The organism is Nocardioides sp., assembly GCF_035429765.1.
Lineage (GTDB): Bacteria > Actinomycetota > Actinomycetes > Propionibacteriales > Nocardioidaceae > Nocardioides.
Map to the genome: position 1 here is coordinate 1 of NZ_DAOMFK010000012.1, position 23214 is coordinate 23214.

A 23214-nucleotide genomic window follows, 5' to 3' on the forward strand; every position below is an offset into this window, starting at 1 on the left:
GCGCGTCCGATCGGAAGGGCAACGGCCCACCTGGCGCACTCATCCGACTCCGCCCCAGCGAGCGGGCGAAGTATCTGCAGTTGACACAAGAGGACGCTGACGATGCGCCGATCGGCTGAGCGCAATGGAATGGCGGCGCCGCGGCGCGCCCGGCACAATCAAGCGGGTGAGCAGGCACGCGTTCTGGGACGACCTCGCAAGGGATCTCGACGATCCCGAGTTCCGCCGCGCTTACGTCTCCGAGGCCGCGCGCATCGCCGCTGTGGACGCAACGATCAATGCTGAAGCAGCCTCGGGCCCGACCGGCGACCGGACTCAGTCTTGAGCTTCGTCGTCCTCGATCGAGACGGCCAGGAGCTCCTCGTCAGTGAGTGACGCGTAGTAGGCCCTGAACACACGCTCGGCCTCGCGGCCTTCCGAGCCCATGCGAGCCCTCCGCTCCCGGGCGTACTCCGCAAAGGTCTTGGCCATGGGTTGCTCGCTCAGGCGTGCCGAGCGGTCAGTCGCTCGATCGCGGCCTGGTACTCCTCGATGGCTCCGGGGAGCAGTTCGATGTGCACGACGGTCCCGTCGGCCGCAGGAACGAGGTCGATCACCTGCCCCATGGCTAGGTCCTCGCCCTCGCGCAGCGTGAGTACAGCGCCGGGGACGATTCGCTCCGGTTCGCGGGCTTCGTCGAGGAACACCCAGATGTAGCCGGTCTCGTCTTCGTTGGCGAAGTCCACCTCAAGGTCGACCTGGTAGTCGGCCATGTCGTCGAGCTTCTGAGTTGTCATCGTGGCCTCCTTCCGGCCGTCCGTTTCCAGTATGGATTCTCCCGCAAGTCGCCGAGAGCGTCCAGAAATGCCTTGTACTCGGGGCCGTCGGGTCCGGAGAACAGCACGGTCCAGTGCGGTGCCGTGAACGTGGGCAGGAGCCTGAGCCCCGCCACGTCGGCGGACGTGATCCGGTAATAGCGGCGCCGGACGTCCATCTTGGTGGCCAGCACCCAGGCTTCGCTCTCCTCGGTGGCAGCGAACGCAGAGACGCCGTAGCAATCGACACCTCCGAGTGTGTATCGACGGCTCAGGCGAGCGGCTTGGTGCTGCAGTCGATCAAGGTTGTCGTCCTGATCACCGGCTCGGAGCAGAAAGACCAGATCGTCGGGCGACTCGGTCCCGCGGAGGACATCCTCGAGACGAAGCTTGGCGATCGGTTCGGTCATTGGCCCACCGTTTCACTCGGCTCCGACACCAACGCGGAGAGTCGCCGAGCGATCTCGGCGTCGCGGTCGGCGGCGGCGTGCTGGTAGCGCATCGCGGCACCAGGGGTCGAGTGACCGAGACGGCCCATGAGCTCGGCAAGAGTCGCGCCGGTTTGGGCGGCGAGGACCGCGCCGGTGTGGCGAAGGTCGTGCCAGCGGAGGTCCTCGCGACCGGCGGCCTTCCGGGCCGGGTAGTAGACCTTATAGAGCGTCGACGGCGCCATGTGGGCGTTGCTATCAGCGGCAGCTGGGAACAGCAGCGCGTCCTTGCCCTTGCCGGTGTGGTTCTTCAGGTGCGCCTTCACTGCAGGCAGCAGGTGCGGCGGGATCGCGACATCACGAACCCCGGCGTCGGACTTCGGCGAGCCGACGACGAACTTGCCGCCGACGCGGACCACGCCACGGGTGATCGAGACCCGGTTGGTCCGCAGGTCGATGTCGCCGCGACGCAGCTCGGCCAGCTCGCCGAACCTCATCGCGCACCAGGCGGCGAGCAACGCCATCAGCTTGTACCGATCGGGCAGGGCCTCGACGATCTTCTCCAGTTCCTGGAGCGAGGCGGGCCGGACCTTGTGTGCGCGCACCACGTTGCCGGCGCCGCGGATGTGCGCAGGGTTGTAGGGAATCAGCGGCTTCGGTCGAGCTGATGCCGCCGAGCCGAGGACCGTCCGCAGCAGGCTGTAGGCCTGCGCGCGGACCGTCTCCTTCCCGGGGGCGAGCGCGTCGTACCACTTGGTGACGTCTTCGGCGGTGATCCGGTCGAGCCGCTCGTCGCCGAAGGTCGGATAGATGTAGACGTCGAGCAGCATCCGGTACTGCTGGCGGGTCGTCGGTCGAAGCTCGCGGCCGCGGGTCTTGCGGCCTTCGAGCCACTGGTCGCCGTACGCCTCCATCGTCGGCACCGTGCGCCGCGAGGCGCCGCGCGCGGCCGCGTCCGGTGCCCAGACCTCCATCTGGATCTCGGCCCGCCGGTTGGCGAGCCAGGCGACGGCGTCCTCCTTGGCGTCGAAGGTCGTGGGCGCACGGTAGAGCCGGCCGTCGGGTCCCGTGTACGCCGCGCGGTAGCGGCCCGACTCGCGACGCTCGATCCGGCCGAAGCCACGTCGGGCGCTACTGGTTTCCCGAGCCATCTTTTGTCCCTCCAGTGTCGCCTTTCGGGGAATATACGGGGAACATAGACGTCAGAACGTGTCCGGAGATGACTTGGTTTGTCAGGCGTCAGAAGATCCCGAAAGTGCCCTCTGACCTGCGAGTTTACGTCAGAGCCAGTGTCGCCAGCGAGTCCGCCGCGATCCCGGTTCTCAAAAGTTCAAACCCAGTATCGCCCACCAGAGTCTCCCAGGTCAGAGGCCGGTTTCCAGCATTGGGAACCGGCCTTGTGCCCTCTCCGTGCCCAATCGGAAGGGTTCGGGCCTCCCCGATCTCCGGTGAACACACAGACCCGCCTCCGGTCTCGGGTCCGGCGGCGGGTCTGCGAGGTCCCAGCCTACGTGGTCCGCGCCGGGTGGAACGGTCGCGGGGGACGCCGGAGATCCTCCTAAGTCCGCCGGGCCCGGGCCCGGGCCAGCGGGTCGCGCAGCGCGAGACCGAGCACGCCGACCGCGACCAGCAGCACGGCGGCCCACCGGACCTGCGCGGCCTCCCAGGGAGGTCCCCAGGTCTGCGACTGCTGGAGGGCGTACCACCGGGGCAGCGCCGAGCTCAGGAACGCCAGCACCGCCAGGCCGACCACCGCCGTGTAGGCCGGGTGCTGCTGGTCGCGCCAGGCCCGCAGCGTCGCACCGAGACCGAGGCCGACCGCCGCGAGCGCGAGGAACTCCACGCCCAGTGCGAGCACCGGCACCTCGGGCGCCCGCCACTGTACGACGGCCGCAGCCACCAGCCAGGCGGCGCCGACCGCGGCACCTCCGGCCAGGAACCGGGTCACGCTCCGGACCGCCCGCGGGTAGGGCGACCCGGCGAGCACCTCCCCGCTCGGGTCGTCCGTGGTGGTGACCCAGGCACAGGCCAACAGGACACCGACGCCCCTCAGCACGCGCAGCCCGTAGCCGTCGTCGAGGGCGGGAGCCGTGCCCAGCACCAGGACGAGGGCCAGGGCGGCGGGCACCACCAGCGCCGGCCGGCGCACCACCCACCAGGACGCGGACCACAACGCGCGCGGGGCCGCCTCGGCGGGGCAGGTCCTCGCGACCAGCTCGATCACGGCCACTGCATCGTCCCGGTGAGGACGGCCGCAGTGAGCGCGACCAGGCCGAGCACCACGGGCGGCGTACGACGGTCGGCGACCCGGACCCACGCCGCCGCGACCGCCAGCGCGCACAGGGACACCAGGTAACCGAGGTGCCAGGCCGCCGACCCCGGCACCAGCCCGGCCCACTGGTCGGCCGTCGGGCCCCAGGCCGCCCAGGTGGTCGCCAGCCCCAGCAGCTGGCCGGACGACTGGTTGTCCAGCCAGGCGTTCGCCACCACCATCGCCACGAGACCGACGACGGCGGCGCCCCGCGCCGGCACCCACAGTCCGAGCAGGATGCCGAAGAGGCAGGCGCCGACGAGGGTGACGGGTCCGGCCAGCAGGTGCCAGACGGTCGGCGCCACGACGTAGCGGTCGTCGGCAAGGTAGGAGGCGTGCAGGGCCAACGCGGGGACGAGCGCCGCGCCGGCCGGGGCCAGCGCCGCCAGCGCCAGCGCCTTGAACCGCTCCTCCGCCCGACCAGGGAGCGGGGCGAGCAGCTCGTCGGCGTCGGCGCGACGGTCGCGCGTGGCGACCAGGTTGGCCGACAGGATCAGCAGCACACCGGGGAAGAACGTCAGCAAGGTCGTGGTCGTCTCGAAGGCGGCCCGGGGCCCGTCCTCGGAGAGCACCCCGGATTCGAGGAGGATGATGAGGTAGAGCGCGAACCCGATCAGCGTGATCGGGTGCAGCATCAGCCTGCGGGCCTCCTGGCGAGCCAGCACCGGGACCAGAGAGCGGACCGGCGGCGCGGTGACCAGGCGGGGCGCGGCCGCAGCGGTGCTCATGCGACCTCACCCATCCCCTCGCCGGCCTGCGGACCGAGCAGCAGCAGGTAGGCGTCCTCGATGGACGGCGCGATCAGCTCGGCGCCGGCCGGCGGGTCGCCGACGTGGTGGTAGTGCCCGGCGCCCACCCGCCACGCCGCGACCGCCCGCGGGTCGCGGGCGTCGTCGACCCAGACCCGCCCGGTGGCCACCTCGGCCAGCTCCGCGGGCGTGCCGGTGAACAGGCTGCGGCCGCCCTTGACGACGACGACGTCGGTGCACACAGCCGCGACGTCCTCGGTCTGATGGGTCGAGAGGATCACGGTCCGGCCGCGGCCGGCGTCGGAGACCAGGTCGCGAAAGCGCATCCGCTGCTCCGGGTCGAGACCGACTGTGGGCTCGTCGAGGACCAGCACCTCGGGCCGGCCGAGCAGCGCCTGGGCGAGCCCGAGCCGCTGCCGCATCCCACCGGACAGCGCGCGCACCTTCTTGGTGGCGACATCGGCGAGACCGACGAGGTCCAGCACCCGCCGCACCTCGTCGTGGCGGGCCCGGGCCGCCGTGTGCTCCTTGAGCACCGCGATGTAGTCGACCGCCTCGAACGCGGTGAAGCCGCGGTGGAAGCCTGCGTCCTGGGGCAGGTAGCCGAGCCGGCGGCGGATGTGCCGCCGGCCGGCCGGGTCACGCGGGTCCTGGTCGAGCATCCGCAACCCGCCGGCATCGGCCGGCAGCACGGTGGCGAGCACCCGCAGCAGCGTGGTCTTGCCGGCGCCGTTGGGCCCGAGCAGACCGGTCACGCCGGTGCGGGCGTGCAGGTCGAGCCCGTCGAGGGCGCGCTGACGGCCGTAGGCCTTGACCAGGCCGGTGGCGTGGATGGTGGTGTTCATGACGTTCTCCTGAGGAGCTCGGCGAGGTCACGCCGGCGGACGACGAGGACGGCCACGGCTGTGGCCAGGACGAGGGCGGAGGCCAGCAGCACCGGGGACGAGACCGCGAGGAGCGGGTCCCGGCGCGGCGCCAGCGCCCGCAGCGAGACACCGAGCCACGCGACGGCCAGGGCGACCGCCGCCAGGTGGGGCGCCAGCCGGGTGCTCAGCGCGACGGTACCGACCGTCAAGGCCAGACCGGGCACCAGCCAGGCGACGGCGATCCAGGGCGACCCGGGCAGCAGCAGGCCCGCGACGGTGGCGGGCAGCATCGTGGTGGTCACCACGAAGGCGGTGCGGAGGGCGAGCAGCCGGACCTGGGAGTACGGCGTGGCGGCGGCGATCTCGAACGCCGGGTCGGCCGCCGGGCCGTAGGCGAGGGCGACCCCGGCGAGGGGCAGCAGCGGCGCCAGCACCAGGTAGAGCCCTACGCCCTGCGGATCGGCGTACGCGGCCACCAGGGCGAGCCCGAGGACCAGGGTCACGCCGGCGATCCACGCGCCGCGCAGCGACGGGGTGGCCGCGACCAGGCGGGCGGTGGGGTCGTCGACCCCGATCGCGCCCAGCATCCGCTCGAGGACGGTGCGCGGCGGCTGCTCCACGCGCTCCAGGACGTCGGCCCACACGGTGTCGAGCCGTGCTGCCCCGACGTGCGGGTCGAGCAACGTCCGGCAGTCCGGGCAGGAGACGAGGTGCTGCTCGACGGAGGCGGCGAGGACGCTGCCCAGGCCGCCGTCGGCGTACCGCCTGACCAGGTCGGGGTCGAGGTGCCACTGCGAGGCGGTCATGCGAGCTCCTTCCGCAACACGCGCCGGGCGCGCATCATCCGAGTCTTGATCGTCCCGGCGGGGACGCCGAGGAGGCGGGATGCCTCCCGGGTGGTGAGCCCGTCGAGCACGGTGGCCTGGACCGCGGCGCGCAGCTCCGGACTGAGCCGGTGCAGGGCACCGGCGAGGTCGCCGTGCTCCACGCCGAGCAGGACGAGGTCCTCGGCGGACTCGCGGGTGCCGAGGACCTCCGCGCTCTCCAGGGGGTACGCCGCCGGCGGCTGCCGCCGGAACGCGTCCACGAGCCGGCGGATCGCGATCCCCCACAGCCACGCCCCCGCGTCGTCACCGCCGCGGAACTTGCCGGCGCCCTTCCACACTGCGACGAAGGTGTCCTGGAGCACCTCGTCGACGACAGCCGGATCGGCGCAGCGGCGCCCGAGCCGGACGATGAGCCAGGAGGCGTGGCGCCGGTAGAGCACCTCCAGCGCCGCCGAGCTCCCCTGAGCGACAGCGGACAGCAGCGCACCGTCGGTGACCTGCTCGTCCACGTGCCGCTCCTCCGCCGTCGAGAGCATCAGAAGCCGACCGTCAGGCAGGCCAGCTTCGCGCCGGCCGTGCCCGCTGCTCCGTCGAGTCCACCGGTGTGCGTGTGCTCCGAGTGGATCATCACCGATCCGGCACGCCGCGTGGGCGAGAACTGCCACGGGACCTTGGTCTGCGCCACGGCGTTGCCCTCCGCGTCGGTGGTGAAGTCCAGCCAGATCTCGTTCACCGGGTTGGCGAACGCCGGGTCGCTCGCCGACGAGCCCTCGGGGAACGGGACGTTCTGGAAGTGACCGCCCGCCGCGTTGGCGTCGGTGGCACCGCAGGCGGACTTGTGGGCGTGGGCGCCGTACTCGTGGTTCGGCGCCAGGCCCCGGACGTGCAGGGTCACGATCGTGTCGCCGGCGGCGTTGTAGACCGCCTGGACGCGGGCGGTCGCCCCGTCGGGCACGTGGCTCGCGCTGCCGTAGCGGACCAGGTCGCCCTCGGCACGGACGCGGTCGGCGCCGGCGATGGACGGCGAGGCCGCGAACAGGACGAGGCCGGCGGCGACCGCCGCGACCGGGAGGTGCCGGGTGAGCTGGGAGGGGCGCACGGTGGTGCTCCTGTTCTCGAAGGGATGAGTTCGTGTCTCACCCCTCTGTCGCGCAGCAGCGACCGGCCGGTTCACCCCGCGGCGAGGTTTTCCTTCCGAACCGCCTCCGTCTGGGGGTGGCGGGCCCTAGGGTCGGGGCGGGAGGAGAGGTCCATGCACTCCTCGGCGCGGACCTCCCCGACGATGATCCGACTGGGTCTCATCCGCAGCCGTTGCCGCGGTCTGAAGTCAGCCGATGAGGGCTACTCCTCGGAGATCACGTCGAGCGTGATGTGCTCGCCCACCTGCGTGATGCTCTCGCGGATCGCGTCGATCGTGACCCCCTCGGGCACCTCCAGGACCATGTCGGCCCCGAAGAACGGGCCGCTGGAGTCGGGCAGGTCGTAGGCGACGTTGCGCAGCGAGTCGACGCTGACGCCCAGGTCCTCGAAGTGCTTGACCACATCCCCGAGGATCCCGGGCTGGTCCGGCCCGTTGATCTCCACGTGCACCAGGTCGGCCAGGTCCGGCGCCCTGCCGGCGCGGTGGACCTCGACCCGCAGGTCCGTGCCGTCGCAGAGTGCGGCCATGGCCTCGCGCAGCGCGGCCTCCGCGGCGTCCGGCACCTCCACCAGCACCAGTCCCGCCACCCTCCCGCCGAAGCGAGCGACCTCGGCCCCGACCCGCGTGCCGCCGAGATCGGTGAAGGCCGACGACACGGTGGTGACGATGCCGGGACGGTCACTGGCATCGATCACCAGAACCAGTGTGGCCATGGCTTCACGTTCCTCCCGGGGTCAGACAACCTGGATCCTGAAATCGGCGATGGCGGACAGCCGCGCCGCGTAGCGCTCGCGGTCCTCGTCGGTCGGAGAGACCAAGCCGCGAGCAGCGCGGCGTACGCCGTGGTGACGGTAGGTGTTCACCCTGATCCGCATGTGCGGGTCGACGCTCGCCAGCCACTCGCCGGTGGATCGGAGGATCTCGTCGGAGTCGTTGGTGCCGGCCGCGAGGATCAGTCGGACCTCATAGAGGCGGTCCCGCTGCGCCAGCAGCCGGATCGACCGGAGGATCCGCTCGTTGCCGTGACCGGTCAGGCGTCGGTGCAGGTCGTTGTCGATGGCCTTGAGGTCGACCATGGCCGCCTCGAACACCGGCTCCAGGTAGTCCCAGACCTCCGGGTAGGCGTCGCCGTTGGTGTCGATGAACCGGGTCAGGTGCTGCGTGGCCGGGTCCTCCGCGAGCGCGACGAACAGGTGGCGCAGGAACTCGGGCTGCTGGGTCGCCTCGCCGCCCGACACGGTGACGCCGGACAGGAAGGGCGCGGCCAGCCTGATCTTCGCCAGGAGGTCGTCGACGGACGTGGTCCGTCCGCCACGGCGGGGGATGGTCTGGGGGTTGTGGCAGAACAGGCAGTTGAGGTTGCAGCCTTGCAGGAAGACCACGAAACGGTTGCCCGGCCCGTCGACGCAGGAGAACTCGATCGTGCCGGCGACCTCGCCCAGCGTCGCCAGGCCGACCGGGTCGCCGACCGGCGTGGCCGGACGAGGCGGCGGCACGCTCCGGGTCACGTCAGGCCGGGGCGGTGACAAGGGGGTTCGCCTCGACGACCTTCACTCGTCGGGTGAGGACGCTGTGGTTGCGCTCCGCAGTGCCGGCCAGGAGGTCGGAGGAGTGGCGGGCGCCGCCGTGGTCCTCGAAGCTCGCGATGTCGGACTTGCGCACCAGGTAGCCGGTGATGCGGATGAACTCGTTGTTGTCCAGGTTCCAGGTGAAGTCGCGCATGCCGTAGCCGAGCGCGCCCTTGATGATGTCGACCATCGCCTGCGGGTTGCGGGTGACGGTCTCCTCGATCGCGAAGATGTCGCTGATGCCGGAGGGGAACAGCCGGTGGTGCGGTGCGACCGCGGCGATGTGCTCGCGCACTCCGGGCTCTTCGCCGACCGGGATGCGGGTGCCCGCGGTGGCGTCCAGGTCGAGGTCGATCCCGCTCTGGCTGTGCATGTACATGCGGCCGTGGAAGCCCTCGCAGTAGGCGACGGGACGAGCGGCCACCAGCTCCGCGATCCGCTCGGTGATGCGGTACGACGCGAGGTTGGCACCGTCGTCGAGGCCGTAACGCGCCTCCGCGCGACCCTCCCGCTCCATGAACGTGTTGACGCACTCCGCCAGCCCGAAGATGCCGAACATGGCCCCGAACCGGTCGAGGCTCACGAGCCCCTCGGTCACCAGGAAGTGCGACTTGAAGAAGCCCGAGTCCTCGACCAACGACCTGATGCGGGCCTCACCGAGCTCGCAGGTCAGCTCGACCCAGTGCGGCAGGGCGTCGGCCAGGAAGCTCTCCAGGTCGCCCTCGTGGCGCTCTGCTGCCTTCTGCAGGTTGACCCGGACCAGGGTGTGCGAACCGCCGCCGACGTTGAGGGCGTTGTAGCAGCTGACGACGCCGTAGTCAGGGCCACCGTGGTCCTCGACCATCATCGGGTGGTTGACGTAGTGCGGCTTGGCCGTGACGAACGTCGTCTCGACGGCGTCGAGCAGCAGGTCGTCGGGCGTCACGTCGGGGTCGACGCACAGGGTGAGGTTGGGGACGGTCTGGCGCAGGGCGCGCTCCACGCGCCAGATCGACCGGATCACGCGACCGTCGCGGGGGCCTACGTTGGCGTGCGTGAAGCCGTCCGGGCACAGCCGGTCCATCATGATCCAGAAGCGGCGCAGCCTGGCGTCGAGCTCGTCGTCACTCATGTCCTCGGGGACGTACGGCTCCAGCAGGGAGTCGAGGTGGCCCACGTAGACGGGGTACGTCGTGACGGAGGGGACGTGCCCGTAGAGGACGGTCAGGAACATGAGGGCCTCGTCGAGGTCCTGGGGCGGGTCCAGCTCGAGGTACGTCAACCCGTTGTGCAGGGCCTTCCGGTAGTCGGGCAGGACGTACCGGGGGGACACCGGTCGGTTGCCCTCGAACATGTCGCAGATGACCCGGTCCTCCAGGGCGGCGGCGCACGCAGGTGACAAGGCAGGGTAGGGCAGCGCAGACACTGCCAGCCCGGCCAGGGCACGGATCTTCTGGTCGTATCCCAGGGCCGTGCTCTCCACGATCCCGAGACCCTGCTTCGTGAACGTCGTCGCCTCCATGCCTCCCAAGGTACGCCACTCCTCCGCCGGTCGCGGGGGCCAAGAATCGGTGCCGTCACCACCCGCGTGATGGACCTCACGCGCGGGCAGAGAAACCCGCCCCTGGTGGCGCACCGAGGCAAGGCGGAGAGTGAGGGTAGCGGGCCGTGACCCCGTGGGTGGGTCAGCCCAGGGGCAGGTGGAGCACGATGACATCGAGGCGGTGGGGTAGGCGGTCGTGCTGCGGGATGGTGGTGGCCTCGCTGGCCCTGCTCCCGCTGGTCGCGTCGGGCCCCGCGCAGGCTGCGAACCCCGTGTGCACGGTCACCAGCTCCGACGACAGCGGCGACGGGTCGCTGCGTGCATGCGTCACCGTGACCAACGCGACGGGCGGCGACATCGTCTTCCAGGAGGGGCTGCCGGGCACGATCCTTCTGGCCAGCGGGCTGTTGCTGAGCAACGACGTGGCCATCCTCGGGCCGGGTGCGGACATGCTGACCATCCAGGCCGCACCGCCGGGGTTCCGGGTGTTCGACGTCACCAGTGGAGTGACCGCGACGATCTCGGGGCTGACCATCACCGGTGGCGGGGGTGGCTACGGCGGCGCCATTCTCAACGAGGGCACCCTGACGGTGACCGGCAGCACCCTCTCCGGCAACAGCGTCGTCAACGGTGGCGGCGCCATCGCCAACTACGGCGCCCTGACGGTGACCGGCAGCACCCTCACCGGCAACACGGTCGAGGGCGGAGGAGGAGGCGCGATCACCAGCTGGGGCACCATGACGGTCACCAACAGCACCATCGCCGGCAACAGCGCCGACGTCGGGGGCGGCGGCATCCTCGCCTCGAGTGACCTGACCGTCACCAACTCCACCATCGCCGGCAACTTCGGCGGTGGCAGCATCGGCGGAGGCATCGGCATCTCCGGCACCCCCACCGTCGTGCTGAGGAACGCGCTCGTGGCAGGCAACACCGCGGCGTACGGCAACGACCTCTACGGGCCGGTGGACGTCGCGAGCTCGTTCAACAACCTCGTCGGCGCGCAGGACAGCGGCGGGAACGTCGACGGGGCGCTGGTGGACGGGGTGAACGGCAACCAGGTCGGGGTTACCGAGCCCGGGCTCGGACCCCTGGCGGACAACGGCGGCCCGACCCAGACGATGACGCTGCTGCCGGGCAGTCCGGCCATCGACGCCGCGTCGGCGACGTACGCTCCGCAGACCGACCAGCGGGGCGTGGCCAGGGACCGGGCGCCGGACATCGGGGCCTTCGAGGCGGGCCCGCAGCCGGACCTCCTGGTCAGCAGACTCGCAGGGTCCGGGTACGTCGGCGACGACGTCTACAACACGACCGGTGCGGGCCAGACGAAGCGGCTGTCCGCCCGGCGCACGCAGACACGCACCTTCTACGTGCGGGTGGTCAACGATGGCGCCGTCAGGACGCGGTTCGCACTGCGGGGCAGCGCCCCGGCCGCCGGCTCGAGGGTGCGCTACTTCAAGGGCGACGTCGAGATCACCACGCCGATGCGGTCCAAGGCCGGCTGGCCGGTCACCCTGCGGGCGGGCGCTGCCAAGACGATCGAGATGCGGATCACGGTCCGTCGCAGCGCGGCGTTCGGGTCTCGGATGCCGGGCACGGTAACCGCCACCTGGCCGAGTGACCGCTCCCGCGCCGACCTGGTGCGGGGCATCGTCACGGTCGTCCGCTGATCCTCGGGACGCCGAGGCCAGCCGGCACAGCCGGGCAGGGCGCCACTACGGTGAGTTCATGCAGCGCCGCGCGGGAGGATGGGACGCCGACGTCGTCGTCGTCGGCAGCGGGTTCGGCGGTGCCGTCACGGCGCTTCGCCTGACCGAGGCCGGACACCGGGTGATCGTCCTGGAGAAGGGGCGCCGGCTCACCGACGAGGACCTGCTGCGCGCTCGGCGGGACCCGAGGGCGTACCTGTGGCAGCCGGGCGCTGGGATGCGCGGCTTCTTCTGGCAGCGGATCTTCCGTCACATGGCGATCATCGGCGGGACCGGCGTCGGCGGCGGCTCGGTCGTGTGGGCCGGCGTGCTGCTGGAGCCTGGCGACGACTTCTACGAGGCCCCGTCCCTCAGCGGGCTCGGCATCGATAGGGAGGAGCTCGCGCCCCACCTGGCGCGGGCGGCCCGCATGCTCGGCCGGGTGCCGTGCGCACATCTGAGCCGGATGGACGACTACCTGTACGCCGCGGCTCAGGCGGTCGGGGCCGGTGAGACCTTCGGGCCGGTTCCGACGGGCATCCACTTCGGTCAACCGGGCGTCACCGAGCCCGACCCGTTCTTCGACGGTGAGGGGCCAGAACGCACGGGGTGCCGGCTGTGCGGTGAGTGCCTGCTCGGATGCCCCTACGGCGCCAAGAACGACCTCACCCGCAACTACCTGTACCTCGCGGAGAAGCAGGGGGCCGAGATCCGCGCCGAGTCGGAGGTCGCGTCCTTGCGCCCGTGGGGCAAGGGCTACCTCGTGGAGACGCAGCACCCCTGGCGTCGAGGGCGTCGTACGACGCTGACGGCACGGCGGGTGGTGCTCGCTGCCGGTGTGCTCGGCACGGTCGAGCTCCTCCATCGCTGCCGTGACGAGCTGGGCACGCTGCCGCGGGTGTCGGACCAGCTCGGCCAGCATGTCCGCACCAACTCCGAGGCGCTCACCGCGGTGCTGCAGCCACCCGGGCAGGACCTCTCGGACGGGCCGACGATCTCCAGCCACTTCCACCCCGACCCGCGCACCCACGTGACCCAGAACCGCTACATCGGCGGCTGGCACATGCGTGCGCAGCTCGGTCCGATGGTCGACGACGACCAGCCGCGCCGCCGAGCCCGGCGAGTGCTGGGCTCGGTGGCGCGGCAGCCGCTGGCGCAGGTCCGCCTGATGGGCGCTCACGACTTCCTCACGCGGCTGACCGTGCTCACCACGATGCAGCGCCACGACAGCGAGCTCGCCCTCGACCTGCGGCGCTCACCGTGGCAGCCCTGGCGCCGCGTGCTGCGCTCGCGGGTCACCGGTGGGGTGCGCCCGCCGAGCAACCTCCCGGTCGCCAACGCGGTCACGCGCGCCTACGCCGACGCGTCCGGTGGACGTCCGCTCAACCTGCTCGGTGAATCGGTCGGCGGACTGTCGGTCACGGCGCACGTCCTCGGCGGCGCGGTGATGGGCCGGGACGCCACCGAGGGTGTGGTGGACGCCGGCCACGAGGTGTTCGGCCACCCCGGCCTGTACGTCGCCGACGCCAGCGTCATCCCCGCCAACCTCGGGGTCAACCCCTCGCTCACGATCTCCGCCCTCGCCGAGAGGTTCGCGGGCACCTTCCCCGCGCCCGAACCCGGCGCTCCGTTCCCCGACGAGGCCGAGCTCGGAGTCCCCGTGGGCGGCACCGTGCTGTCGCTGAGGCGGCAGTGGCCCGACCTGGGGCCGCTGGAGCCCGATGCGGTGCTGCAGGAGACCGTCGGCGACCTCGAAGCCTCCTTCGTCACCCCGCTCACCCGCGTCGCGCCGCCCGGGCTCGCTCTGGTTGGCCTGCCCCGCTGGTACGGCAAGCGATTCCGCCGGACCCCCGCCGGCACGATCGAGGGAGTGAACCTCATACGCCGTGACGGGGCCCTGGTGGAGACCCTGCCGATGAGCCTGACGCAGGGGCCGTCACTGGCCGACGGCCGGCCGGTGCTCATCGTCTCCTACGCCGCCGACGCCCCCTGGCCGTGGCGCTGGGTGCGCGACGAGCTGCGCGCCGCACCTCAGGGGCCCGGAGTCGTGGCGATGACCTTCCTCGAGGTCCCGGGGCTGCGGCGACTGGGGACCCCCTTCCTGCTGACACCCCGTGGGGCCGACCCGATCTGACTTCCAGGGCGTCCGTCGGCCGGGACGCCGACCGCACCATGGTCGAACGTTCGTTCAACCACCACACGCAGTGGCGTGGCCAGGCCGCCCAGCGGTCCCTGCTCCCCCGGCGCTACCCCGCCTGCGAGTCGAGGAACCGCAGCCAGTTCCGCAGCTCCACCTCACGGATCTGCGGGTCGATGACGTCATCACCCACGCCCAGCTCCGCACGCAGCTCCGAGGAGTCGGGGTCGGCTGCGAGCTCCTTCATCCTGGCGGCGTAGTGAGCGACCGCGGCCTCGTCGGGGAAGAAGCCCTCCCGCACGAGCGCCGGGGCCCGCGCAGCGATCAGGCGGCCCATCTCGTGCAGGGTGTACTCGGGGTGGTACTGGGTGGCCCAGAACGTGCCGATGATCGCGGCCTGGACAGGGCTGTGCGTGTTGGTGGCCAGCAGGGACGTGCCGTCCGGGAGCCGGGTGACCTCGTCGAGATGCATGGTGAAGGCGTCGAACGAGGCCGGCTTGCCCTGGTGCATCGCCGCGGTCGCGGCAGCCTCGGTCAGGCTGATGCCCCGGTCGATCCCCCACCCGCGGCCCCGGGGGTTCGCTGCCACCTCGCCGCCCGTCACCAGCGACGCGAGCTGGATCCCCCAGCAGCTGCCCCAGCAGAGCTTGCCTGCGTCGAGCAGCGTCCGGGCGAAGTCGATCTGCGGGGCGACCCGGGGGTCGTCGGTCAGGTAGACGGTGAGGTCCGAGCCGGTCCAGATGAACGCGTCGAAGTCGTCGATCGTGGTACCGGCCGGCAGCGCGAAGTCGGGGTCGGCGATGTAGACGAGCTCGGTGGTCGCCTGGGGCGCCTCCTTCGCCAGGAAGGCCCGGAACAGGTCGTGCGGGTGGCCGACGTCCGAGCGGTCGAAGTTCTCCCGGCTGGCCCGCGGGTAGCAGTTGATGATCAGGATCCGGTGCGCTGCGGTGGTGGTGGGCGAGGTCATGCTCGGGCTCCGCGCTGGGGGAAGTCGGTGATGATGCCGGTGACGCCGATCGCCATCAGCTCCGCGATCTCCTCGGGCTCGTTGGGCGTGTAGGGGTTGACCCTGATCCCGCGGGCCAGGACCTCGCGCAGCTCGTCGAGCGAGACCCGCGTGATCCGGGGGTTGAACGTGCCGAAGAACGGGTCGGAGAAGTCGATGGGATCCTCGGGGAAGAGCCCCAGGATGGCCTGGACCTCGAACTCGGGCCGGCGAGCCGTGAGCGCCTTCAGCCACTCGTGCCGCGCGGAGGAGAACAGCAGGTGGTCCGGCCCGATCCCCACCTCGTCGACCAGGCGGAGGACCGCGCTCACCACGTCGAAGGTGTCGTGGGGCTTGGGCTGGGCCTTGAGCTCGAGGTTCATCCGCCAGTCCAGCTCCAGCGTGAGCTCGAGAGCCTCCCGAAGCATGGGGACCTTCTCCCCGCGGTAGGAGGCCAGCTCCCCCGCCGTGACCGCCCCAGCAGCGACCTGCCCGAACGGGTCAGCGCGCTCGAACCACGAGCCCGCGTCCAGGGCACGGATCTCGGCCAGGGTGTACGTCGAGAACGGCGCGGGGACGCGGTCGGGGAACCTGTCGGCCACGTCGGTCGTGCGCATCATCGCGTCGTCGTGCATGAGCACGACCTGGCCGTCGGCGGTGATGGCGGTGTCGGTCTCCCACACGTCGGCGCCGAGCGCATGCGCCTTGCGAGCCGCAGCCAAGGTGTTCTCCGGCGCCAGGCTGCTCGCGCCGCCGTGCGCGATGATGGCGACCGTTCCCGCTGCCTCGTCGGCCCGGATCCGCCCGGCGGCCGCGACCGGCTGCACACGCGGCGGGCGACTCTCGCCCGGAGGGCCCGAACGCACGTCATCACTATACGGTCGGTCGGCTCCGTGTCACCGGGCGGTGGTGAGGTAAAGGCTGCGCGGCGGGACTAGACGCCGCCACCGGGAGGCTCCTAGCGTGGGCGGCACCTGTTTCGGGTGTCCCCCGAACGGGTGGCCTTCGGTCCTCCACCCCCAGGGGCCGGGGGCCCCCATGATCGCCCCCTGCGCCGCACCCGCCCGGCCACGTCGCCCTGAGGCTAGGCTCCACGCGTGTCACGACGGCGGCGAGGTCGGCAAGCACTCGTCTGGGCGGCCGTCGTCGCGCTGGGCGTGCTGCTGGGGATCGGGTCGGCCTGGCTCGTCCTCTCGGGTGCCGTGCGGGTGTCCGAGGAGCGCGTCGGTGCCTGGTCGACCGACCTCGACCGCGGGGGTGCGGACGCTGGGCCCTACCAGCGCGCCGTCACCGCCGTCCAGGTCCTGCTGGCGCTGGCGAAGGAGGAGGCCGTGTACTTCGTGGCCACCGACGACGACGCCGGGGACCGGCTGCGCGGAGACTGCTCCTACCGTGTGGACGGTGGCGACCTGCCGGCCACCTGGTGGTCGCTGACCCTCTACGACGGGGCGTACCTGCCGGACAACGACGACGAGCACCTCTCGGTCGACCAGACGAGCGTGGACCTCGCCCCCGACGGCTCGTGGAGCGCCTATCTCGGCCCGAGCCCGGACGGCCAGGCCGACTGGATCTCGACCGACGGCGCCGACCAGCCGAACCTGGTGCTGCGCCTCTACGTCCCGGAGGGCTCGGTGCTGACCGACCCGACGACGGTCCCGGTGCCGCGGATCACCCGTCTCGCCTGCGGGGACAACCGGTGATCCGACGCTGGTGGCCACGGGTGGTGACCGTCCTGGCGGTCGCGCTGGTCGTCCACCTGGCGGTGATCGCGGCGGCACCCCGCGTCGTCATGTCGGTGGCCGAGCGGCGGATCGAGAACAGGGCCGGCGGGACCAACGTCTGGCTGCATGCCGAGCGGGTGACGCCGCAGACCCAGGAGGTCGTGCGGTCCTCCCCCGACCTGGCCTACTCCGCCTGCGTCTGGGACCTCTCCGAGGGCCCGGTCCGGATCACCGCGCCGGCCTGGGACGACTACTTCTCCCTGAGCCTCTACGACAGCCGGACCACCAACATCTTCGTCGCCAACGGCCTCGACACCGGGGGCGGCCGGGTCGACGTACTGCTGGCCACCCAGGACCAGGCCGTCGACCTGTCCAGCACCGACGGCGTGCGGGTCGTCATCGCGCCGAGCGCGACCGGGATCGCTCTGCTGCGCTATCTGGCGCCGACCCGCTCGGCGTTCGCGCGGGCGGACGCACTGCGTCGCTCGGCCGTGTGCGACGCCCGGTCGCCGTGACCCCGTGCCGGACCTGTCAGGTCGCTAGGTCCTCGGCTCGGCGACCCATCGCATGGGGTCGCCCCAACCGAGGTCCGTGATGCCGGCGGCGTCCAGGGCCAACGCCACCAGGGTGCGACGATGGGCGGCGAAGGTCAGCACGTGGGCGATCATCCCGCCGTAGGTGAAGACCTCGGGCGGGTCGCACAGGGCGTCGACGAAGGTGTCGTCGAGCCGTCCCTGCTCGGCGGTCTCGCGCACGTGCCGCAGGAAGACCGGTCCCTCCTCGGCCAGGCGGCGGCGCATCGCCGGGAGCGCCTCGTGCTCCTCGACGGACCAGTCGTAGGACCGGTTGGCGAGCGCCGCGTTCCACATGCCCATCTGACCGACCAGGCGAGACAGCAGGGATCGGATCGTCTGCCGGTCCTCGTCGACAGAGAGCTCGATCGGCGCGTCGAGCTGTCCGTCGTCCAGCCTCGAGGCCCGCTCGATCATCTCGCCGACGAGCCAGATGTGGTGCTCGACCATCCGGGTCAACAGGTCCATCGGGGTCACCTTCTTGTCTGCGGGCAGCCGGAGGCTGCCGGGTGGGTGGAAGTGGACGTCACTGGGCGCGTCGATGCGCATGCGGGTCGGCCGGTGCCGGTACTCACCGGGGCCGACGCCGTACGCGCGGCCGAACGCGCGGGTGAACGCCTCGTGGGAGCCGTAGCCGGCCTCTGTCGCGACCTCGAGGATGGTGTGCCCGGTCGTCAGCAGCCGGTACGCCGCCCGCTCGAGCAGGATCCGGCGACGGAACGCTGCCGGCGGCTCGCCCGCGACCGACGACACGACCCGGTCGAGGTGGAATCGGGACAGGTGCAGGCGGGCCGCAAGGTCGCTCCCCGTCGCGTCGTGGTCGTCCAGCGCGGCGGCAAGGAGGTCCACGAAACCGGTGAAGTGGTCGACGGCCGTGCCCATGGCTCCATCCTGCCGATGACAGACCCGTCGCGCTTGATCGTGCTTGCGCACTCAGCGCCCAGTCCCGGGGGCGGTCCGCAGCTCGGGGATCCGTCGGGCACACCAGAGGCGGAGCATGGCCCCCTGGTGGCACACTGGCTCGGATGGAGGGACGACTCGCGTCCCGGACGCTGGCGCCACCTCTGCTCGGGCTGGCGCTGGCGACCTTCGCGCTCGTGGGCGTACTGGGTCCGTCCGCCGCCGTGCCAGCGACCGACGGTTTCCGCTGGCTCGACGCTCATCCCTCGGCACCCCTCACCGTCGGGCTGACCTGGTTCGGCCTCGCTGCCGGCGGGGCGGGCATCTGGTTCGGCCTCCGCGCGACTGCTCGCGGCTGGGCTCCTGCCCCTCGGAGGCTGCTTCTCCTGGGATGCGCGTCCGTGGCGGTGCTCGCGCTCCTACCGGTGGCCGGCTCGACGGACGCGCTCATGTATGCCCAGCTCGGGCGGCTCGACGCCTTGGGTTTCGACCCGGCCGCGACGCCACCACGCGAGCTTGTCCGCCTGGGGGATCCCGTGGCGGCGTACCAGCCGGAGTTCTGGAGGCTGCTCCCCTCGGCGTACGGCCCGGTCGCCAACGCGATGTTCGGGACGGCGGCTCGACTCGGCGGCACGTCCGTGGCGCAGATCGTGCTCGTCCACAAGGTGCTCATGGCGTGCTGCTTCGTCGGCACGGGGATCCTGCTCCAGAGGGTCGCAGGCCCGAGCCTGGCACGACAGCGCCGGGTGCATCTGCTGTGGACGCTCAACCCGTTGATGATCTGGGCGACCGTGGTCGCTGCGCATGTGGATGCTGCGGCCTCGTTCCTGGTCGTCGCGGGCCTGGTTGCCGTGGTGCGGCGCCGGCGAGCCCCTCTCCTTCTTGCCGCCCTCGCAGGGGCTCTGCTGGGGGGCGCGGCAGCAGTGAAGGCGCCGTACCTGCTGGCGGGTGCAGGCGCGGTGTGGGGGCTGCGCCGGCAGCCACGGGAGTCCGTCTCCGCGCTCGTGGGACTGATCGCGGTCGTCGTGACGGCGTACTCCCTGGCCGGGAAGTCGGCGCTGGACGCGTTGGCGCGCAGGACGCAGGACGTCGCGAGCATCTACCAGTGGCGGCCTCTCGTGCGTGGGCTGGAGGGCGCCGGCGTCGAGGTGTCCCCGCGGGTGTTCCTCGTGGTCTCCCTGGTCCTGGTCGTCCTGCTGGGGTGGCGCCTCCCGCGGCCGGACAAGGACTTGGCCGTCGTGCGCCCCATGCTGGTGCTGAGCCTGGCCTGGCTCCTCGCCACTCCGATGTGGCGCCCCTGGTACGACGCCCTCATGTTCCCGCTCCTGGGGCTCATGCCGGCCTCCCAGCTCGACGGCTTTCTGCTGCTTCGCAACGTGATCGGCGGGATAGGCACCTCGCCCGGGGCCGGCCCGCCGGTACCCTGGCTCAGGCGAGTGTTCAACCCGCTGGTGGTCGGCTCCGCGCTCCTGGTGACGTTCCTGGTCCTCGTGGCTCGCCTTGCCTGGAGGCCCTTTCGCGGGACAGCGCCCTAGGACGAGGAGGTTGTCGCGGCGAGAAGGCGTCGGGCGCGTCGACCCAGATCGCTCAGATCCACCCGACCCTCCTCGGCCGCGGCCGCCAGACGCGCGGCGAGGTCGAGTGCCTCATCGAGCTCGGGTGCAGCGACGGCCGACTCCTGCCCCATGTCGCGAAGGATCGTGACCTCTGTCCGGGAGGCGATCAAGGGGTCGGCCACCCCGTCGATCCAGACCCGCGTGCGACGGCCGTCACCGCGTTCTTCCCCGCTGATCCGCTCGAGGGCGAAGATGCGGTCGGCGCGCGCGAACTTGCCGAAGCCCAATGCCACCATCCGGGCGTCCGATGTCACACAGCCATCTTGTCATCAGTCACCGACTCTGCGGACCTCTCGGATCCGAGCCGTCCCCGGCGGCGTAATCACGTCGCGGCCATGGCCGGCCTCTGCTTCACTGGCGCGATGCTCTTGATGCTTGCCTGCGGGGCGCTGCTCGCGGTAACGGGCGTCGCGGCGTGGCGCTGGCGGCGCTACGCACTGGAACTGCCGGCCTGGGCTACGAGGGACGAGGGTCGCCGCGCGACCCCGGCCCTGGCGCTGGCATGGCTGCTCACAGTGGCCCTGCTGACCGGGCTGGTGGTCGGGCTCTTCGTCGTCGGACCGGCCGGACGGCTCGCGATGCGGCTGCTGGCAGCCACGTCCCCCGATGCGCAGGGCCAGATCACCGAGGCCCAGGAGGTCATCGGCGAGATCTCCTTGAGCGGCACTCTCGGACTGTTCCTCTTCGTCGGGCTGCCATTCGGGCTGGCCGTGGGCATCGCGTACGCGTTCGCGTCGTTCGTCCTGCCTCGAGGCATCTGGGGTGGCGCGGTGTTCGGCACTGCCGCGCTGGTCATCCTGGGCAGCACGGTGGACCCCCTGCGGGGAGACAACCCCGACTTCGACATCGTGGGGCCGGGCTGGCTGAGCGTCGTCACCTTCGTCGCGATGGCCGTGGTGACCGGGATCCTGACCGCACCGATCGCCGGGCGAGTCGCGTCTGCACTCCAGAAGCCTCGGGTCTGGTGGGTGGTGTGGATGGTGCCTGTCGGCCTCCTGGCGGCAGCGGCGCTGAGCACAGCCCCTACCGCGATGGCCGTCATCGGCTCCGCCTGTCTCGTGTTCCTCGGGGCACTGCTGGTGTCGCCCGAGCGGCGCGAGCTCGTCTGGCGCCGAGGCAGGCGGGTCCTGCAAGCCGTGCTGGCGACCACCGTCGCGGTCACTGCCCCGGCGTTCATGTCCGCCATGACCACGATCATCGGATGAACGAGCCGATCGGCCTCGACGGCAGTGCCTTCCCTGCGGATCCTGCCATCACTGCGCCTCCCTACGACCAGCTTCTGCGTACGGCCGAGGCGGTGGCACGAGAGCGGCCCGAGGTGGACCTCGACCTGGCCCGTGAGATCTTCCTCGAGGCTGCGACCCTGCTGCACAACGGCCTCGTCCTGGACGGGCTGGACGACCACGACTCCCACGGCGTCGTGGCCGGCCTCTGCGTCGGCCTGGTGGCGAGCGACCCAGGAAGCGCGGTCCGGGGGCTGTCACGTCAAGCAGTCGAGGATCCCGGCGACCTGCACGATCCAGAGGCTGTGTCGCGGGCGTACCTGCTGGCGGCAGCGGTCATGCAGCTCTGAGGGGTCGTCCTCGGGGCCACCCTCGCTCGGGGCTACGGACCGGTCTGGGCGGCCGCCCCCTGTGCGGTGGGGGCACCGAACCACGCGCTCAGTGCCCCCCGCAGCGCGGGATGTGCGGTCCCGTCCGGCTCGTCGACGGCGGCCGCCCACGCGACGAGCGCATCCGGCCGGATCAGGAGCGCGTCGGCGGGACGGTCGGCGATCGTGGCGCGGGCGACGTCGACGCGACCGCTCCACTCACCGGCAAGCGTCCGCAGCTCCGGGCGGTCAGCGAGGTCGAGCAGCACCGGGCGACCACGGTGCAGCATGCCGGCGAGCCGGGGGTCCTCATGGCCGACGCGCAGGGCGCGGTCGGTCACGAACCCGCCCACGGGCGGCTGGGCTGCTGACGGCAGAGCCCCCACGTCGGTGCCGGCCAGGAGTGCGCCGAGACGGAGCAACGGCTGCTCGTCGATGGTCAGCTCGAGGAAGAGCGCCCGCAGGGCGTCGCCGACCGGACCGTGCGCGCGGCGCAGCGCGACCTGGGCGCGGGTGTGGAGCTGGGTGCGCTCGGCGGCGGCACGGCGTTCCGTGGAGTACGAGTCGAGCAGACCGGGTATCGCCCACCCCTGGACGCTGGCGGCGAGCTTCCAGGCGAGGTTGGCTGCGTCGAGCATGCCCGCGTTGACCGCCACTCCACCAGCGGGGAACAGGTGCGCCGCATCACCGGCCAGGAAGACGCGACCCTCGCGGTAGACGTCCGCCTGCTTGGCCGAGTAGCCGAAGCGTGTCATCCGGAGCGGCTCCCCCAGCGGGAGGTCGACGCCGAGCACGCGGCTCACGCTCGCGCTCAGCTCCGCGACGGTCATGGGCGCGTCGTCGTCGTACTCGTTCGCCTCCACCTCCGCGGTGTACACGCCCATGGTGCCGCCGGTGCCGGAGCACGCGAACACCCCATGCTCGGTCGCGGTGTAGCCGAACGGGATCCTGCCCACTCCGCGTACGTCGAGGCTGCCGTCGTCGAGCACGGTCACCGACTCGGGCACGGTGACCGAGGCCAGTCGCTCGATCTCCGGGAAGGAGGTGCCGGGGAACGGGATGCCGGCGGCGTCGCGGACCCAGCTACGGCCGCCGTCGCAGCCCACCAGGAACGCAGCGGCCACCTCGTACGGTCCGTCCGGCCCGCGCACCTCGACGGTGACCGCGTCGTCGTCCTGCCGCAGGCCGACCCCCTCGTGCCCACGCCGGACCTCGACACCGTGCTCGGTCGCGCGGTCGGCGAGAAGCGCTTCGAGCTGCGGCTGCGGGAGCGGCATCGCGTGCATCGGAGACTGCTCGAGCCCGGTGAAGTCCAGGTGCAGCCCCCCGAACGGGAACCGCGGCGCCGGCTCGGGACCGACGCTCGCCGTGCGGAACCGGTCCAGCTCGCCCCGGTAGTGGAGCACCTGCAGGATCTGTCCCGCCAGGCCCCCCGCCTTGGCCAGCTGGCTGGGCTCGGGCCGCCGCTCCAGCACCAGCGTCCGCATCGCCAGCCGGCCGAGCTCACCGGCCAGCATGAGACCGGTCGGCCCGGCGCCCACGACCACCACGTCCACGTCCGTCAACTGCTTCTCCGCCCCGCGGCCTCGCGACCGCATCCGACCCTGGCCGTCGATTCTGAACGAGGACGGGGGCCTTGCCGCAAGCCCCGCACTGCCGTATACGTTGAAAGTGGAAGGGCATCCGAACCCTTGGGGCCTCACGGGGACCGCCGCAGCAGCGGCCAGTGGACTCCTCCGCAGCACGGGGACGGGCGCCGGCAGTCCTTCCTCCGGTCCCGGCAACCGGGGCATGATGGGCA

Annotated in this window: 26 protein-coding genes and 1 pseudogene; 8 read left to right on the forward strand and 19 right to left on the reverse strand. The window is 71.7% G+C overall.

Features of this window, described 5'->3' with window-relative positions; all coding sequences use genetic code 11:
• The first annotated feature begins 166 nt into the window (after window positions 1-166).
• Window positions 167-325 (forward strand): hypothetical protein, encoded by a 159-nt coding sequence (locus PLP61_RS02475; protein WP_324500034.1) that lies wholly within the window; start codon window positions 167-169, stop codon window positions 323-325.
• On the opposite strand, the gene PLP61_RS02480 is transcribed toward PLP61_RS02475, so the two are convergent.
• The 14 genes and pseudogenes from PLP61_RS02480 to PLP61_RS02540 form a co-directional block, all read right to left on the reverse strand.
• Window positions 316-471, reverse strand: a complete 156-nt coding sequence (locus PLP61_RS02480) for a hypothetical protein (RefSeq protein ID WP_324500036.1) — start codon at window positions 469-471, stop codon at window positions 316-318. The genes PLP61_RS02475 and PLP61_RS02480 overlap by 10 nt on opposite strands.
• An 11-nt stretch (window positions 472-482) precedes the next feature.
• Entirely contained in the window at window positions 483-776 is a 294-nt protein-coding gene (locus PLP61_RS02485; RefSeq protein ID WP_324500038.1) for a hypothetical protein, read from the reverse strand.
• Window positions 773-1204: a hypothetical protein gene (locus PLP61_RS02490; RefSeq protein WP_324500039.1), complete on the reverse strand. Its 432-nt coding sequence runs from the start codon at window positions 1202-1204 to the stop codon at window positions 773-775. The genes PLP61_RS02485 and PLP61_RS02490 overlap by 4 nt, the downstream gene beginning before the upstream one ends.
• Window positions 1201-2196, reverse strand: coding sequence for a tyrosine-type recombinase/integrase (locus tag PLP61_RS02495; protein ID WP_324500041.1), 996 nt, complete (start codon window positions 2194-2196; stop codon window positions 1201-1203). The genes PLP61_RS02490 and PLP61_RS02495 overlap by 4 nt, the downstream gene beginning before the upstream one ends.
• 12 nt (window positions 2197-2208) lie before the next feature.
• Window positions 2209-2373, reverse strand: a pseudogene (locus PLP61_RS17115) (hypothetical protein); the annotation flags it as partial.
• A gap of 407 nt (window positions 2374-2780) precedes the next feature.
• On the reverse strand, window positions 2781-3446 hold the full coding sequence (locus PLP61_RS02500) for a hypothetical protein (RefSeq protein ID WP_324500043.1): 666 nt from the start codon (window positions 3444-3446) through the stop codon (window positions 2781-2783).
• Entirely contained in the window at window positions 3443-4261 is an 819-nt protein-coding gene (locus tag PLP61_RS02505; protein ID WP_324500044.1) for a hypothetical protein, read from the reverse strand. Before PLP61_RS02505 ends, PLP61_RS02500 begins: the two co-directional genes overlap by 4 nt.
• Window positions 4258-5127, reverse strand: a complete 870-nt coding sequence (locus PLP61_RS02510; RefSeq protein ID WP_324500046.1) for an ABC transporter ATP-binding protein — start codon at window positions 5125-5127, stop codon at window positions 4258-4260. Before PLP61_RS02510 ends, PLP61_RS02505 begins: the two co-directional genes overlap by 4 nt.
• On the reverse strand, window positions 5124-5954 hold the full coding sequence (locus PLP61_RS02515) for a zf-HC2 domain-containing protein (RefSeq protein WP_324500048.1): 831 nt from the start codon (window positions 5952-5954) through the stop codon (window positions 5124-5126). The genes PLP61_RS02510 and PLP61_RS02515 overlap by 4 nt, the downstream gene beginning before the upstream one ends.
• Complete coding sequence (locus PLP61_RS02520; protein WP_324500050.1) at window positions 5951-6484, reverse strand: RNA polymerase sigma factor; 534 nt, start codon at window positions 6482-6484, stop codon at window positions 5951-5953. The genes PLP61_RS02515 and PLP61_RS02520 overlap by 4 nt, the downstream gene beginning before the upstream one ends.
• A gap of 26 nt (window positions 6485-6510) precedes the next feature.
• Window positions 6511-7074, reverse strand: coding sequence for a superoxide dismutase family protein (locus tag PLP61_RS02525; RefSeq protein ID WP_324500052.1), 564 nt, complete (start codon window positions 7072-7074; stop codon window positions 6511-6513).
• 242 nt (window positions 7075-7316) lie between these two features.
• Window positions 7317-7829: a glycine cleavage system transcriptional repressor gene (locus tag PLP61_RS02530; protein ID WP_324500054.1), complete on the reverse strand. Its 513-nt coding sequence runs from the start codon at window positions 7827-7829 to the stop codon at window positions 7317-7319.
• A 21-nt stretch (window positions 7830-7850) separates the two neighbouring features.
• Complete coding sequence (locus PLP61_RS02535) at window positions 7851-8612, reverse strand: radical SAM protein (protein ID WP_324500056.1); 762 nt, start codon at window positions 8610-8612, stop codon at window positions 7851-7853.
• Window positions 8613-8625: 13 nt separating this feature from the next.
• On the reverse strand, window positions 8626-10185 hold the full coding sequence (locus PLP61_RS02540; protein ID WP_324500058.1) for a YjjI family glycine radical enzyme: 1560 nt from the start codon (window positions 10183-10185) through the stop codon (window positions 8626-8628).
• A gap of 233 nt (window positions 10186-10418) precedes the next feature.
• On the opposite strand from PLP61_RS02540, the gene PLP61_RS02545 reads away from it, so the two are divergent.
• Together PLP61_RS02545 and PLP61_RS02550 are read left to right on the forward strand one after the other, a co-directional pair.
• Entirely contained in the window at window positions 10419-11873 is a 1455-nt protein-coding gene (locus PLP61_RS02545) for a choice-of-anchor Q domain-containing protein (protein ID WP_324500060.1), read from the forward strand.
• A 58-nt stretch (window positions 11874-11931) separates the two neighbouring features.
• A complete protein-coding gene (locus tag PLP61_RS02550) occupies window positions 11932-14025 on the forward strand; it encodes a GMC oxidoreductase (RefSeq protein WP_324500062.1) in 2094 nt (697 codons plus the stop codon).
• A gap of 112 nt (window positions 14026-14137) precedes the next feature.
• Here the strand turns inward: PLP61_RS02550 and PLP61_RS02555 are convergent, their stop codons facing one another.
• A complete protein-coding gene (locus PLP61_RS02555) occupies window positions 14138-14995 on the reverse strand; it encodes a type 1 glutamine amidotransferase (protein WP_324500064.1) in 858 nt (285 codons plus the stop codon).
• A complete protein-coding gene (locus PLP61_RS02560) occupies window positions 14992-15879 on the reverse strand; it encodes a glycerophosphodiester phosphodiesterase (RefSeq protein ID WP_324500066.1) in 888 nt (295 codons plus the stop codon). Before PLP61_RS02560 ends, PLP61_RS02555 begins: the two co-directional genes overlap by 4 nt.
• 231 nt (window positions 15880-16110) lie before the next feature.
• Between PLP61_RS02560 and PLP61_RS02565 the strand changes: the two genes are divergently transcribed.
• Together PLP61_RS02565 and PLP61_RS02570 are read left to right on the forward strand one after the other, a co-directional pair.
• Window positions 16111-16713, forward strand: coding sequence for a DUF1214 domain-containing protein (locus PLP61_RS02565; protein ID WP_324500068.1), 603 nt, complete (start codon window positions 16111-16113; stop codon window positions 16711-16713).
• Entirely contained in the window at window positions 16710-17249 is a 540-nt protein-coding gene (locus PLP61_RS02570) for a DUF1254 domain-containing protein (protein ID WP_324500070.1), read from the forward strand. The genes PLP61_RS02565 and PLP61_RS02570 overlap by 4 nt, the downstream gene beginning before the upstream one ends.
• Window positions 17250-17273: 24 nt before the next feature.
• Here the strand turns inward: PLP61_RS02570 and PLP61_RS02575 are convergent, their stop codons facing one another.
• A complete protein-coding gene (locus tag PLP61_RS02575) occupies window positions 17274-18188 on the reverse strand; it encodes a helix-turn-helix domain-containing protein (protein WP_324500072.1) in 915 nt (304 codons plus the stop codon).
• 143 nt (window positions 18189-18331) lie between these two features.
• On the opposite strand from PLP61_RS02575, the gene PLP61_RS02580 reads away from it, so the two are divergent.
• On the forward strand, window positions 18332-19741 hold the full coding sequence (locus PLP61_RS02580) for an MptA/MptB family glycosyltransferase (RefSeq protein ID WP_324500074.1): 1410 nt from the start codon (window positions 18332-18334) through the stop codon (window positions 19739-19741).
• Here the strand turns inward: PLP61_RS02580 and PLP61_RS02585 are convergent.
• Window positions 19738-20076 carry a hypothetical protein gene (locus tag PLP61_RS02585; RefSeq protein ID WP_324500076.1) on the reverse strand — a complete coding sequence of 113 codons (339 nt, stop codon included), beginning with the start codon at window positions 20074-20076 and terminating at the stop codon, window positions 19738-19740. The genes PLP61_RS02580 and PLP61_RS02585 overlap by 4 nt on opposite strands.
• A gap of 108 nt (window positions 20077-20184) precedes the next feature.
• On the opposite strand from PLP61_RS02585, the gene PLP61_RS02590 reads away from it, so the two are divergent.
• Together PLP61_RS02590 and PLP61_RS02595 are read left to right on the forward strand one after the other, a co-directional pair.
• Window positions 20185-21027, forward strand: coding sequence for a hypothetical protein (locus PLP61_RS02590; RefSeq protein WP_324500078.1), 843 nt, complete (start codon window positions 20185-20187; stop codon window positions 21025-21027).
• Entirely contained in the window at window positions 21024-21395 is a 372-nt protein-coding gene (locus PLP61_RS02595) for a hypothetical protein (protein ID WP_324500080.1), read from the forward strand. Before PLP61_RS02590 ends, PLP61_RS02595 begins: the two co-directional genes overlap by 4 nt.
• A gap of 32 nt (window positions 21396-21427) precedes the next feature.
• On the opposite strand, the gene PLP61_RS02600 is transcribed toward PLP61_RS02595, so the two are convergent.
• A complete protein-coding gene (locus PLP61_RS02600) occupies window positions 21428-22969 on the reverse strand; it encodes an FAD-dependent monooxygenase (RefSeq protein WP_324500107.1) in 1542 nt (513 codons plus the stop codon).
• Between the last annotated feature and the right edge of the window lie 245 nt (window positions 22970-23214).